We start from the raw sequence: 13,607 nt of genomic DNA, 5'->3' as shown, positions 1-13,607 counted from the left end.
GATCAGTGGAATGCCGCGCCAGGTGATGAACTGCGAGCCGAACAGGCTCACGGTGGGTGGCGGCACGCCACGGCGCGTGCATTCGCGGCCAAAAGCGGCAATCGCCAGCGGGTGGGTCAGGAAGAACGCGGGCTCCTTCCACACCTTGCTCAGCAACTCATCCATGTCGTCCGGCGTGGGCGCGCCGGTCAGCGGGAAAACACGCTGCGCTTCAGCCACATTGGCCAGCAGGCCGTAGTCCGGGTTGTTGATCAGCTCGCCTTCCTGGTGCTCCTTGATGGTCTCGATGGTGAGACGCAGCTGTTCCTTGATCTGGTCGTGCGGGCTGCTGTACAGGTCGGAGACGCGGGTATGCACGTCCAGCACCGTGCTGACCGCGTTCAGGAAATACTCGCGCGGCTGCTCTTCGTAATTGACAAAGGTGCGCGGCAGCTTGCCCTCGTCATCGCGCTGCGTGCAGGCGACCTTGACGGACTCGGGGTCCTGTACCTTGTTGAGGCGGTAGATGCCGGCTTCCACCGGCACCCACTGCAGGAAATGCGTCAACCAGCGTGGCGTGATGGTCGCAAGCTGGGGGATGGTCTTGGTGGCATTGGCTAGTTGCCGTGCTGCGTTATCGCCGAGCGCCGTCTGGCCGCTCCCGTTTACCGACATGTGCTACTCCGTTTAGCTGTGAGCTGATTGCTATATGAGAAAAACAAGAATCGTTATTGCCGCAGCGATTATCGGGAGACGGCCCGGCCCGTTCAACATGCTATAGACGGCAATGCGCGTGGATTTGCGCATGAATTTGCGCGTGGTTCGTGTGGATCGGCGGCGATGGCTAGGACCGCGTGCCAGCCACCTGCGCATCACGCAGCGAGACGTGTGCGGCGCCCGATCCGAGCAGCCACGAGATCGGCACGCCCAGCGCCGCGGCCAGCTTTTCCACCGTGACGATCGAGGCAATCGCGCTGCCGCGCTCGATCTCGCCGATATACGAGCGGTTCATGCCCGCATGCTCCGCAAGCTCTTCCTGCGACCACGCGTGCGCCTCACGCAACTGGCGCACGGTGGCGCCCAAAGTCCGCACCAGGTCAGTCATGGCAAGCTCGCCTCGATCACGCGCGGCAGCTCGCTGGCGCCCGGCGCCCTGGCGGTCTCGTTGCGCGATACGGCCTGCGTCACATGGGCGCCGGCGGCGACATCCTGCGTGACCCACACATTGCCGCCGATCACCGCGCCGCGGCCCAGCGTGACGCGGCCAAGGATGGTGGCGCCAGCGTAGATCACCACATCGTCCTCGACGACGGGATGGCGCAGCAGGCCCTTCTCCAGCTTGCCCGTGGCATCGCGCGGGAAGCGCTTGGCGCCGAGCGTCACCGCCTGGTACAGCCGCACGCGCTCGCCGATGATGGTGGTCTCGCCAATCACCACGCCCGTGCCGTGATCGATAAAGAAGCCGCCGCCGATCTGCGCACCGGGATGGATGTCGATGCCGGTCTCCGCGTGCGCCAGCTCGGCCACGATGCGCGCCAGCAGCGGCAGCCCGAGGCCATAGAGCGCGTGGGCGATGCGGTGATGGATCATGGCCAGGATGCCGGGATAGCAGAGCAGGACCTCATCCACGCTGCCGGCCGCGGGGTCGCCATGGAAGGCGGCGAGCACGTCGCTGTCGAGCAGGCCGCGGATGCGTGGCAACTCGGCGGCGAACTCGCGCACGGCCGTTAGCGCGCGCGCCCTTAGCGCGGCTTCATCGCGTTCGGCATGGCGTGCGGCGTAGTGGAACTCCAACCTGGCCTGGGCCAGCAGCCCATGCAGCGCCGCGTCCAATGAATGCGCGATGTAGAGGTTCTCGCTTTCCTGGCGCAAATCGGGCGGCCCCAGCCGCATGGGAAACAGCACACCCTTGAGCGTGGCGACCACCTGCGCCAGCGCATCGCGCGAAGGCAGGTCGCGCCCGCCCGGCTCCAGCAAGCGTTGCTGGCCTTCTCTCCATTGCTGGCRCACCTGCTGGAGGGCGAGCACGATCTCGCCGATCTCGAAGTCAGCCACTGTGGTACTCCCCGTTCTGCGTTGTCCGCGCGATGGTTCCGGCGGCTTGTTGATCGCTATGCTTGTGGATCTCGATTGATTGCTTGCGCCAGCCGCGGCTCAGTCCTGGATCCACGGCAGATCGTGAAAGCGCCAGCCGCCGCTCTTGCCGCGCCGTTGCCGCTCGTCGATCTCGCCTTCGAAGCCTTCGAGCACGTTGAACACATGCGCGATCCCCGCCTTGGTGGCGGCTTCGGCAGCCAGCGCGGAGCGGTTGCCGCTGCGGCACARCAGCAGCACCACGGCGTGCCTGCCGGTCTTGGCTTCCAGCTCGCGCGCAAAGCGCGGGTTGCGGGTCAGGCTGGTGCCGGTGGCCCAGGGCACGTGCAGGGTATCGGGCACATAGCCGACGAACTTGCGTTCTTCCGCCGTGCGTACGTCGACCAGCACCGCATCGCCGGCGCTGAACAGCGCCCAGGCCTGCTGCGGCGTCACGCGGCCTGCATAGGGCAGGCCGGAGGAACGTGCCACGCCGCGAGCGGCTTCCAGCACGGGATGCTTGATCTTGTCTTCCAATGCGACTGTCATGAAACGCTCTCCTTGCAGCATGTTGTCCGCGTGCGGGCTAAGCCGGGCCTGCCCGATGCACGCTTTGTCGTTGACGGCAACCGCCTATAGCCATCACGGCTCAACTATGAAATGACGCTGCTGGATTGAGAACGAATAAAAACGCATTTCCTAAGACGCTTCCTTGAGGGCGGCACGGGCCAACGCGGCAAAGGCATGACCCGGCTTGACAAACCGGCCAGGCTGCGTCCAGATTCAGGGGCGGCGATGGATAGCCACCGCTCACCGCTCACCGCTCACCACTTACCACTCACCACTTACCACTTACCGTCAGCAAGGAATGCCATGACTCCCTCCTCTGCCCGGCGCCGATTCGTGCGGCACGCCCTGCTGTTGCTGGCCAGTGCCGGCATGTTGGCCAGCGCGGCCAACGCCGCGCCTGCCGCAGGAGACGAAGCACTCGCCGCCGCCATCGCCGGCCCGCAGCGCAGCGCCGCCAACAAGGCCCGCGACGTGTACCGCCATCCGCTGCAAACGCTACGGTTCTTCGGCTTGCAGCCGGACCAGGCGGTGATTGAAATTGCGCCGGGCGGCGGCTGGTACACAGAGATCCTGGCCCCGGTGCTGCGCGACCACGGCAAGCTGTACGCCGCGCACTACGATGTGAGCGCCGCGGATGCCAGCGAGGAAGGCAAGCGTTCAAGGGCAAACTTCGAGAAGAAACTGGCGCAGGATCCGGGCAACTACGGCAAGGTCGCAGTCGGCACGCTGCCGGTGCGCGCCTTTACCGATATCGCCCCGCCGGGCGGCGCCGACCTGGTGCTGACCTTTCGCAACATCCACAACTGGATCAAGGACGGCCACCTGGACGACAGCCTGCGCGCCTTCTACGCCGTGCTCAAACCCGGCGGCGTGCTGGGCGTGGAGGAGCACCGGGCCACGCCCGGCACCTCGCTGGAGCAGATGATCGCCACCGGCTACGTCACCGAAGACTACGTCATCGACCACGCCCGCGCGGCCGGCTTTGCGCTCGCCGGGCGCAGCGAGATCAACGCCAACCCGCGCGACAACCACGACCATCCCGATGGCGTGTGGTCGTTGCCGCCGACGTTGCGCGGCGGCGAGCGCGACCGCGCGAGCTTCATGGCCATCGGCGAATCGGACCGCATGACGCTGAAGTTCATCAAGCCGCGCTGAGGCACGCTCCGCGCTTGTCAGGCGATCGACGCCAGGCGGTCGCCCACCTTGATCGCCGAGCCCGCGCGGCAGCGCATGGCCAACAGCGTGCCCGCCACCGGGGCCAGCACGGTCAGCTCCATCTTCATGGCCTCGACCACCAGCAGCGGCTGCCCGGCCCGCACCTGCTCGCCGGGCTGCACCAGCACCTTCCACACGCTGCCGCTCATCTCTGCCGTCACGGCATGGCCGTCGTGCTCGTCTTGGAGCAAGGCGGCCGGTACTTCGATGGGCGCGGCGTTGGCCTCATGGGCTTTCCAGTGCGCCACCTCCGCGCTGAAGGCCGCCTGCTGCCGCGCCTGGAAGGCGGCAATGCTGTGCGCGCTGTCCACGAGCGACTGGCGGTACGCACCATAGTCGAAGACATCGTGCTCGATGCGCACCGTGGCGCGTCCTTCGCGAAAATCCTCGCGCAGCCGGTCCAGATCCACCTCGGCCACCGGGTAAAACTGCACCTGGTCAAAAAAGCGCAGCAGCCACGGCGCGCCGGGCGCGAACACCGGGTTCTTGAGGAACTTGTTCCAGATCGGCAGCGTGCGGCCGATCAACTGGTAACCGCCCGGGGAGTCCATGCCGTAGATGCACATATAGACCCCGCCGATGCCAACCGTGCCTTCCGCGGTGAAGGTGCGCGCGGGGCTGTACTTGGAGGTGAGCAGCCGGTGGCGCGGGTCAAGCGGCACCGCGCACGGCGCGCCAAGGTAGACATCGCCCAACCCCAGCACCAGATAGCGCGCCGAGAACGCGATGTCCCGCACCTCGTCGCGATGCGCCAGGCCGTTGATGCGCTGGATAAAATCGACATTGTTCGGCAGCCATGGCGCGTCGGCGCAGACCGTCTCGCGGTAGCGCTGCACGGCGTCCAGCGTGGCGCCATCCTCGAAGGCCATCGGCAGGTGCACCACGCGCGTGGGGATCTTCAGCTTGGCCACGTCCGGCAAGCCGGTCTCGATGGCGAGCAGCGCCTCGATCAACGCCGCCTGATGGATGCGCTGGCCGTCATAGCGCACCTGCAGCGAGCGCACGCCGGGCGATAGCTCCAGCACGCCGTCTACCGGCTGCGCCTTGAGCGCCTCCATCATCAGGTACACCCGCAGCCGCAGGCCGATGTCGAGCACGTTCTCGCCGTACTCCAGCAGCAGGTAGCCATCGCCCGCCTGGCGGTAGGCGATGGCCGGGTGATGCCCGCTGGCCGCGCGCCCGGCAAGGATGGCGGTGGAACACGCCGGCGCCGGCGCCGGCGGCGCACGCGTGACTTGCCGCAGCCCGGCAATGTCCTGGTCCTGCGCCGCCTGCAAGGCGCGCGCGGCATCGAAGCAGATTGGCCGGAAGCGGATCCGGTCGCCCGGCTTGAGCTGGCCAACTTTCCACAGCTCGGCCTTGGCGACCGTGACGGGACACACAAAGCCGCCGAGGCTCGGGCCATCGTTGGTGAGGATCACCGGGAAGTCCCCGGTGAAGTTGATGGCACCGATTGCGTATTCGCAGTCGTGCACGTTGGATGGGTGCAGCCCCGCCTCGCCGCCGTCGCGCCGCGCCCATTCGGGCCGGGGCCCGACCAGGCGCACGCCAAGGCGGTTGGCGTTGTAGTGCACCTCCCACTCCGTAGCGAAAAAAGTCTCCATCGATGCCGGCGTAAAGAAGTCGGGAGCGCCATGCGGTCCGTGCAGGACCGCGATCTCCCAGTGCTGGCCGTAGGCCGGCACCAGTGCCGCGGGTGCGGCCTGCGGCGCCGTCACGGGCGCCTCGATGCCGCTGGCCGCCAGATGTGGCTGGCCGAGCGGGAGCATGTCGCCCAGCCGCAGCGTGCGGCCGGCATGCCCGCCGAACTGCCCGAGCACGAAGGTCGACCGGCTGCCCAGATAGACCGGCACATCGAAGCCATTACGCACGGCAAGGTAGGTGCGCAAGCCTTGCGTGGCCTTGCCGAGCGCCAGGACCTGTCCCGGGGCTACGCTGATTGGCGCCCAGAGCGGGACGTTCATCCCGTCGAGTGTCGCCGTGCAAGGCGCGCCGGCCAGCGCGACCACGGCTGCGCTATGAAAACGCAGGCGCGGCCCCACCAGCGTGCATTCCAGTCCGGCCGCGCCCGGATGATTGCCGACGATGCGGTTGGCCAGCCGGAAGGCGTAGTCGTCCATCGGCCCGGACGGCGGCACGCCGATATGCCAGTAGCCCATGCGCCMCGGCACGTCCTGGATGCTGGTATAGGTGCCCGGCTCCAGCACTTCGATGACTGCCGGCGCGTAGGGAAAACTGTCGAGCATGCGCGTGAAGGCGCGGCCCGCGGTGAACTCGGGCGAGTCGACGATCTGGCGCAGGTAGTCCAGGTTGGTGGCGATGCCGCAGAGGCGCGTAGCGGCCAGCGCTGCTGCGAGCCTTGCGCGCGCGGCTTCGCGGGTGGGGCCGTGGACGATCAGCTTGGCCAGCAGCGGATCGTAAAAGGCGGACACCTCCGTGCCAGCCTCGACCCAGCCGTCGACGCGCACGCCGTCCGGAAACGCCACCTCGGTCAGCGTGCCCGGCGAGGGCTGGAACTGCTTGAGCGGATCCTCCGCATAGAGCCGCACCTCCATGGCCGTGCCCTGGGGCGGGCGGGAGATGGCATCCCAGTCCAGCGCATCGCCCGCGGCCACCTTCAGCATGCAGGCGACCAGGTCCAGCCCGGTGACCAGCTCGGTCACGGGATGTTCCACCTGCAGCCGGGTATTGACCTCCAGGAAGTAGAAATCCTCCCGCTCCACGTCGTAGATGAACTCCACCGTGCCGGCAGACCGGTAGCGCACCGATTCGCCCAGCTGGATCGCGGCCTGGTGCAGCGCGTGGCGCGTGGCCTCGCTCAAGTGCGGCGCCGGGGTTTCCTCCACCACCTTCTGGTTGCGGCGCTGCGTGGAGCAATCCCGCTCGCCCAGCGCCACCACGCGGCCCGCGCCATCGCCAAAGATCTGCACCTCGATATGCCGCGCGCGGTCCAGGCAGCGCTCGATAAAGGCGCCGCCATCCTTGAAGAACTGCTCGCCCAGCCGTTGCACGCTGTCAAAGGCCGCGCTCAGCTCGGCGTCATCAGCGCAACGCGACAGGCCGATGCCGCCCCCGCCGGCCGTGCTCTTTAGCATGACGGGATAGCCGATGCGCGCGGCCTCCCGCAGGGCCTCTTCCACGCTGGAGAGCAGGCCGGTGCCGGGCGTCATCGGCACCCCTGCTTCGGCCGCCAGCTCGCGCGCCCGGTGCTTGAGCCCGAACTCGCGGAGCTGGTGCGGCGTCGGGCCAATGAAAACCAGTCCCGCCGCCTCGCAGGCCTCGGCAAACTCCGCGCTCTCCGACAGAAAGCCGTAGCCCGGAAACACGGCTTGCGCACCGGTGTCCAACGCAGCTTGCAACACGCGCTCGGCCACCAGGTAGCTATCCGCCGCACGCTCGCCACCCAGCGGCACGGCCACATCGGCCAGCCGGGCATGCGCGGCATTGCGATCGGCATCCGAATACACGGCCACGCTCTTGATCCCCAGGGCACGCAAGGTGCGAATGGCGCGCACGGCGATCTCGCCACGATTGGCGATCAGTACGGTGTGGAACATCGGCGCTCCCGGATCAGTTCGCGCTGGCGTTTGCACTGGCGAGATAAGCGCGCCAGCCGCCAAATGCCGTGATATCGCGGGCGCCTTCCAGGCCCCGGGGTTCGCAGATGAACCCGGTGATCTGGCGGCCGTCTTCCAGCAGCAGCTTGCCGATGCCAAGGGGCGCGGGAATCTCCGCGACGAAGGCGCCAAAGCTGGCCAGTGGCACATCCCAGAGCTCGACTTCGATCGGCGCGCCCTGCCCCTTGCCGATATGCACCAGCCCGGGCTTGGGCGGGATCGAGTCCGCCAGCGCATAAAGCCGGTAGCACGGCGCCGTGCGGCAAGCCTCCACAAAGGCCGCGTGGCGCGTGAGCAGTTGATGGTTAAGCGGCATGCCGCTAAGGTGGGCGCCGACCACGGCCAGCCGCACCGACCCCGGCGTGACCGGCGTGGCGCGCGGTGCGCCAACGGGACAAGCCCGCCCGGTGGCGCCCAGCGGCAACGCTTGCGCCGCCTGCCACTGCCGGCCAAGACGGGCCAGCGCGCGGTCCGACCAGGCCGGGGCAATCAGCGTGATGCCCGCAGGCAGGCCATCCTCGCGCGCACCGGCCGGCAGCGCCAGCGCCGACAGGTCGGCCAGGTTGGTGAAGTTGGTATAGGTGCCAAGCCGCGCGTTCAGGCCGATCGGATCGTCTTGCACGGCGGCCAGCGTATAGATCGACGGCGCGCTCGGCACCACCAGCGCATCGACATTTGCCAGCGCCTGGTGGATAGCACGGGTCAGCGCCGCGCGCTGGTACTCGGCGCCAAACGCGTCCATCGCGCTATAGCGGCCCGCTTCCTCGACGATGACGCGAACGACCGGATCGATGGCTTCCGGCTGGCTGGCGTGAAGCTGGCCCACCGCCAGGAAGCGTTCGGCCACCCATGGCCCCTGGTAGAGCAGCGCGGCCAGCTCGGCGAATGGCGAAAAATCAATCGGCACCAGCTTGGCGCCCATGGCCTGCAAGTCCGCCTGCGCTTGCTTGAAACTGGCCTGCGCCTGCGTATCGCCAAAGAACACCAGCTCATCGGGAATGCCCAGCACGGGCGATGGCGCCAGCGCGGCAGGCGCGCACTGCGGATAGGTGCGCGAGTAAGGATCGTCGTGGTCGAAGCCGCCGGCGATCTCCGCCACCAGCGCGGCATCCTCGACCGTCAGCGCAAACACGGAGACGCAGTCCAGCGTGCGGCAAGCCGGCACCACGCCGGCGCTGGAGAGCCAGCCCCGGGTGGGCTTGAGGCCCACGATATTGTTGAATGCCGCGGGAATGCGCCCCGAGCCCGCCGTATCGGTCCCGAGTGAGAACGGCACCCAGCCGCGCGCCACCGAAGACGCCGAGCCCGAACTGGAGCCGCCGCTGACATATGCCGCATCGAAGCTGTTAGGCACCGCGCCGTAAGGCGAACGCACGCCCACCAGGCCGGTGGCGAACTGGTCCAGGTTAGCCTTGGCCACCACGATGGCCCCGGCCGCGCGCAGCCGCGCCACCGCGCCGGCATCGCGCTCGGCCACATACGCAAACGCGGGACACGCCGCCGTGGTGGGCCACCCCGCCACGTCGATGTTGTCTTTCACCACGAACGGCACGCCGTAGAGGGGAAACCCATCGAGCTTGCCGCCCGCTTCTTCAACGCGCGCCGCCAGCGCAGCCAGCTGGGCCTGCAACCGCGCCGCATCCAGGCGCGCGATCCACGCCGGGTCCGCTGCGTCCAGCGCCAGGAACGGCGCCAGCGCGTCCGCGGGCGAGGCGCCTTGCGTTCTGTAGAGCTGTTGCCACTCAGGCAGCGTTCGGCAACTGCCGAGGCTGGCGGCGGATCGGCGCAGAGGCGTCTTGCTGGTCATCGCTTGTATCCCGCGTTGTATACATGAAGGCGTTGCAGACCAACAAAGCAGGAGACATGCCATGTAAGACAAAAAAATAGATTCTTCTTACATGTCGAGGGAATCGGGATCAGGGCGCACTCGCGGGCCGAAGGCACATGCGCGGCACGCACCCGCGCCGCACCATGGGGCGGCGCGGGTGCGTACTATATCAGTGCCAGCTGGCAGGACGACGCCGCAATGTGGTGCGTCGTCCCGGCGCCTTAGAGCCGCACCTGCGAGGCCAGTTGCCCACGGTAGCTCACGCCAACGCTGACATTCGCCGCCGCGCCGGCTTCCACGCCGAGCTCGGCACGACGCGACGACGATCCCGGCGTTTCATGCTCTGGCGAAGTCCCTGCTAGCCACGCCGCGCTGATCGCGGCGGGCTGGCTAATTCGCGCGCCGCGGCGCGCGCGCCGGCTTTTTCGCGCCACCCGGCGGCGTGGCCAATTGCCCCGCCGCCGCGCGCAGGCATTCGACCAGCTGGATGCTGCTGGGCGTGGGCCGCCCCTCGCGCAGTGTGATCACGCCCACCGGCGGCAGCTCCAGCGCAACGTCCATCGGCAGGACATGGAAGCGGCCTTCCCGCTCGAACTGCTGCCCCACCGACCTGGCCAGGAAGCCCACGGCATCTAGCTGGGAGACGAAGGTGGTGATGGCAAGGTAGGACGACGACTCGATCAGGTCGGTTGGCGGCTGCAGGCCGTGGCGGTAGAACTCCTGCTCGATCTTGACCCGTAGCGAGGCCCATGGCGGCGGTACCACGCAAGGCATGCCGGCCAGGTCCGCCCAGCCCGGTGCACGCTGGCTTGCCAGCGCGTGGCCGCTGCGCACCACCGCTACCATCGGCTCGTTATAGAGCGGCTCGGTAATGAGGTCCGGTGCGGCGTAGCCAGGCTCCAGCCGCCCCACGATCAGGTCCAGTTCGCTGATGCGCAGCTTGGGCAGCAGGTGGGGCAGGTCGCCCTCCTCCACCAGCACGGTGGCCTGGGCCGAGCGCTGCTTGAGCAGGCCCACGGCTTGCGCCAGCAGCACCGGCAGGGCCGCGCCCATCGATCCCACCCGGGTGCGCCCGGCGGCGCCGCTGGCCTCCGCAGCGATCTCGTCGCGCGTGCGCTCGTATTGCGCCAGCACCGAGCGGGCAAAACGCACCAGCGACGCGCCCGCCGGCGTGGGCTCGGTGCCGCGCGTGGAACGCGTGAAGAGCGTCAGGCCCAGCGTCTTCTCCACCTCGGTGAGCATCTTGGAGACGGCTGGCTGGCTGACGGAGAGGAACTCGGCGGTGTGGCCGAGATGGCGAAACTCGTCCAGCGCCACCACCAGTTGCAGGTGGCGCAGCTTGATATTGGAGCGCAGGGCGCGGTCGATCTGGGGCATGGCGCGATTCTACTTAACTTTAAGGTTATGAAGCCATTCCGATGATTGATTGGATTGTTATGAACGGCTTTGCCACAATCCAGCCTGACCGGTGGACATTGCCACCAGCCCATGACTCCAATAACGACACCCTGCGAGGACGACACATGACCGCACCCCACGGCATCAACCACGGGCGGCGCCGACTGCTCATCAGCGGCGCCGCTGCCGCCACGGCTGCGACGGCTGGTAGTGCCGGCCTGTTGCTGCCGGGCCTCGCACGTGCCGCCGGCTATCCGGACCGGCCCATCACCTTCATTTGCCCGTGGCCCGTCGGCGGCACCGCCGACCAGTCCATGCGCGCGCTGTGCCAGGTGGCGTCCGGCGTACTCAAGCAATCCATCGTGGTGGAAAACCGCGCCGGCGCATCGGGCATGATCGGCACCAAGGCACTGGCCCGCGCCAAGCCGGACGGCTACACCATCGGCCAGGTGCCGATCTCGGTGACGCGCTTCTCGCAGCTAGGCATGCTGCAGCTGGACCCGCGCAGCGAGCTGACCTACCTGGCGCGCACCTCCGGCCAGACCTTCGGCATCGCAGTGCCGGCGAACTCGCGCTTCAAGTCGCTCAAGGACGTCGTGGCGGAAGCCAAGGCGCATCCCGGCAAGCTCACCTATGCGCATGCCGGCATCGGCGGCGCCACCCACGTGGGCATGGAGGAATTCGCGCAGGCCGCCGGTGTGCGCTTCAATGCCATTGCCTACAAGGGCGGCGCGCAGGCCTTGCAGGACGTGCTCGCCGGACAGGTCGACCTGCTGGCCGATTCCAGCTCCTGGGCACCSCAYGTGGARGCCGGCAAGCTGCGCCTGCTGGCCACCTGGGGCGASCAGCGCACGCCGCGCTTCAAGGACACGCCSACGCTCAAGGARCTGGGCTACAACGTGGTGGTGGAAGCGCCCAACGGCATCGGCGCGCCCGTCGGCCTGGATCCCACGGTGGAAAAGAAGCTGCGCGACGCCTTCCGCCAGGCCGTGGCCAGCAAGGAATTCCAGCAGGTCGCGGCCCGCATCGACGCGCCGGTGATGTACCTGGACGGCCCGGAATACAAGCGCTACATCAGCACGGTGTACGACCAGGAAACCCACCTGATCCAGCGCCTCAAGCTCAAAGAACTGCTGCAACAAGGCTGACCCAACGTGAACTCCGCCGCCCTGATCCGCCTGCATGCGAACGACAACGTCCTGATTGCCCGGGACGCCCTGAGCCTTGGCCAGAGCCTGCCTGAACTGGGGCTGCGCGTGCGCGCCCAGGTGCCCGCGGGGCACAAGATTGCCGCCTGCGCCATTGCCAAGGGCACCCAGATCCGCAAGTTCGACACCGTGATCGGCGTGGCCGAGCGCGACATCGAGGCCGGCGATCACGTGCATTCGCACAACCTGGCACTGGTGGATTTCTATCGCGACCCGGGTTTCTGCCAGGACGTGCGGCCGGTGGACTATGTGCCCGAGGCCGAGCGCGCCACCTTCATGGGGTTCGTGCGGCCCGACGGCCGCGTTGGCACGCGCAACTTCATCGGCATTTTGTCGTCGGTGAACTGCTCGGCCACGGTGATCCGGCATATCGCGGACCACTTCACGCCCGAGCGCATGGCGGCCTATCCCAATGTGGACGGCGTGGCCGCCTTCGCGCAAAGCAGCGGCTGCGGCATGTCCTCGCCCAGCGAGCACTTCGACGTGCTGCGGCGCACGCTGGCGGGCTATGCGCGCCACCCCAACCTGGCCGGCGTGCTGATCGTGGGCTTGGGCTGCGAGCGCAACCAGGTAGCGGGCCTGATGGAGTCGCAAGGCCTGGTGCCCGGCAGCCACGTGCGCACCATGGTCATGCAGGACAGCGGCGGCACGGCGGCCACCATCCAGGCCGGCATCCGCGCCATCGAGGCAATGCTGCCCGGCGCCAATACCGCCACACGCCAGCCCGTGCCCGCCAGCCACCTGAAGATCGGCCTGGAATGCGGTGGCTCCGATGGCTTCTCCGGCATCAGCGCCAACCCGGCGCTTGGCGCGGCCATGGACATCCTGGTGCGCCACGGCGGCACCGCCATCTTGTCGGAAACCCCCGAGATCCATGGCGTGGAATACATGCTCACGCGCCGCGCCGTCACGCCGGAAGTCGGCCAGAAACTGCTGGACCGCCTGGCCTGGTGGGAGCGCTACACCGCCGGCCAGAACGCCCAGTTCAACGGCGTGGTCGGCCACGGCAACCAGCAAGGCGGCCTCGCCAACATCTTCGAGAAGTCGCTCGGCTCCGCCATGAAAGGCGGCACCACGCCGCTGCAAGCCGTCTATGAATACGCCGAGCCCATCGAGCAAGCCGGCTTCGTCTTCATGGACTCCCCCGGCTACGATCCCGTCGCCGCCACCGGSCAGATCGCCAGCGGCGCCAACCTGATCTGCTTCACCACCGGGCGCGGSTCSATGTTCGGCKCCAAGCCGGCGCCGACCATCAAGCTAGCGAGCAATACGCCGATGTACACGCGGCTCGAAGGCGATATGGACATCAACTGCGGGCTGGTGCTGGACGGCGAATTGACCGTGGACGAGATGGGCCAGCGGATTTTTGAACATATCCTGGACGCGGCCTCTGGGCGACCGACCAAGAGCGAGGCGCTAGGGCTGGGCGACAACGAGTTCGTGCCCTGGCATCTGGGGATTGTTAGTTAGAAAGCCTTGCGGCGTGGAACCATCACGAAATTGCAATCGCCCGCCCTCTCCCCCATCCCCTCTCCCGCAGGCGGGAGAGGGGAGCCAACCAGCGGCAAGATCAACCAACTGTGGTAGCCGTGTAAAGCGCCCGAAGGGCGGGAAACACCCCAACGCGATGCGAAGCGAGCCGTCAAGGTTCACCTAGGCCGTATGGGGCGCCTCGGGATTCGGCGCAAAGAGCGGAAAAGAGGGACCCATGTCTGAGTA

General features: G+C 67.7%; 10 protein-coding genes. 3 read left to right on the top strand and 7 right to left on the bottom strand.

The window, feature by feature from the left end; genetic code table 11:
• From AC1DS3_RS25350 to AC1DS3_RS25335, 4 genes are all read right to left on the bottom strand, one after another.
• A partial coding sequence (locus AC1DS3_RS25350) for a hypothetical protein (RefSeq protein ID WP_477128195.1) occupies nucleotides 1–654 on the bottom strand: 654 nt, incomplete at its 3' end.
• A 169-nt stretch (nucleotides 655–823) separates the two neighbouring features.
• On the bottom strand, nucleotides 824–1,084 hold the full coding sequence (locus tag AC1DS3_RS25345) for a helix-turn-helix domain-containing protein (RefSeq protein ID WP_441639721.1): 261 nt from the start codon (nucleotides 1,082–1,084) through the stop codon (nucleotides 824–826).
• Nucleotides 1,081–2,034 carry a serine O-acetyltransferase EpsC gene (gene epsC, locus AC1DS3_RS25340; RefSeq protein ID WP_477128194.1) on the bottom strand — a complete coding sequence of 318 codons (954 nt, stop codon included), beginning with the start codon at nucleotides 2,032–2,034 and terminating at the stop codon, nucleotides 1,081–1,083. The genes AC1DS3_RS25345 and epsC overlap by 4 nt, the downstream gene beginning before the upstream one ends.
• A gap of 99 nt (nucleotides 2,035–2,133) precedes the next feature.
• A complete protein-coding gene (locus tag AC1DS3_RS25335; RefSeq protein WP_441639719.1) occupies nucleotides 2,134–2,601 on the bottom strand; it encodes a rhodanese-like domain-containing protein in 468 nt (155 codons plus the stop codon).
• Nucleotides 2,602–2,925: 324 nt separating this feature from the next.
• Between AC1DS3_RS25335 and AC1DS3_RS25330 the strand changes: the two genes are divergently transcribed.
• Nucleotides 2,926–3,777 carry a class I SAM-dependent methyltransferase gene (locus AC1DS3_RS25330; RefSeq protein WP_441639718.1) on the top strand — a complete coding sequence of 284 codons (852 nt, stop codon included), beginning with the start codon at nucleotides 2,926–2,928 and terminating at the stop codon, nucleotides 3,775–3,777.
• Nucleotides 3,778–3,794: 17 nt separating this feature from the next.
• Here the strand turns inward: AC1DS3_RS25330 and uca are convergent, their stop codons facing one another.
• The 3 genes from uca to AC1DS3_RS25315 all read right to left on the bottom strand — a co-directional run bounded on the left by uca (nucleotide 3,795) and on the right by AC1DS3_RS25315 (nucleotide 10,659).
• Nucleotides 3,795–7,394: an urea carboxylase gene (gene uca, locus AC1DS3_RS25325; protein WP_477128193.1), complete on the bottom strand. Its 3,600-nt coding sequence runs from the start codon at nucleotides 7,392–7,394 to the stop codon at nucleotides 3,795–3,797.
• A 13-nt stretch (nucleotides 7,395–7,407) separates the two neighbouring features.
• Nucleotides 7,408–9,261 (bottom strand): allophanate hydrolase, encoded by a 1,854-nt coding sequence (atzF, locus tag AC1DS3_RS25320; RefSeq protein ID WP_441639716.1) that lies wholly within the window; start codon nucleotides 9,259–9,261, stop codon nucleotides 7,408–7,410.
• 411 nt (nucleotides 9,262–9,672) lie between these two features.
• Nucleotides 9,673–10,659 (bottom strand): LysR substrate-binding domain-containing protein, encoded by a 987-nt coding sequence (locus AC1DS3_RS25315; RefSeq protein ID WP_441639715.1) that lies wholly within the window; start codon nucleotides 10,657–10,659, stop codon nucleotides 9,673–9,675.
• A 146-nt stretch (nucleotides 10,660–10,805) separates the two neighbouring features.
• Between AC1DS3_RS25315 and AC1DS3_RS25310 the strand changes: the two genes are divergently transcribed.
• Nucleotides 10,806–11,828, top strand: a complete 1,023-nt coding sequence (locus tag AC1DS3_RS25310; protein WP_477128192.1) for a tripartite tricarboxylate transporter substrate binding protein — start codon at nucleotides 10,806–10,808, stop codon at nucleotides 11,826–11,828.
• A 6-nt stretch (nucleotides 11,829–11,834) separates the two neighbouring features.
• Nucleotides 11,835–13,358 carry a UxaA family hydrolase gene (locus AC1DS3_RS25305; protein ID WP_477128191.1) on the top strand — a complete coding sequence of 508 codons (1,524 nt, stop codon included), beginning with the start codon at nucleotides 11,835–11,837 and terminating at the stop codon, nucleotides 13,356–13,358.
• The last annotated feature ends 249 nt before the right edge of the window (nucleotides 13,359–13,607 follow it).

Source organism: Cupriavidus sp. 01L46 (genome assembly GCF_056399905.1).
Note: the sequence above shows the minus strand (reverse complement) of the source record. Positions and strands in the feature narration are given on the sequence as shown.

Coding starts and splice junctions, on each gene's coding strand:
- AC1DS3_RS25345 (WP_441639721.1), bottom strand. CDS start 1,084: ATGACTGACCTGGTGCGGACTTTGGGCGCCACCGTGCGCCAGTTGCGT.
- AC1DS3_RS25330 (WP_441639718.1), top strand. CDS start 2,926: ATGACTCCCTCCTCTGCCCGGCGCCGATTCGTGCGGCACGCCCTGCTG.
- atzF (WP_441639716.1), bottom strand. CDS start 9,261: ATGACCAGCAAGACGCCTCTGCGCCGATCCGCCGCCAGCCTCGGCAGT.
- AC1DS3_RS25315 (WP_441639715.1), bottom strand. CDS start 10,659: ATGCCCCAGATCGACCGCGCCCTGCGCTCCAATATCAAGCTGCGCCAC.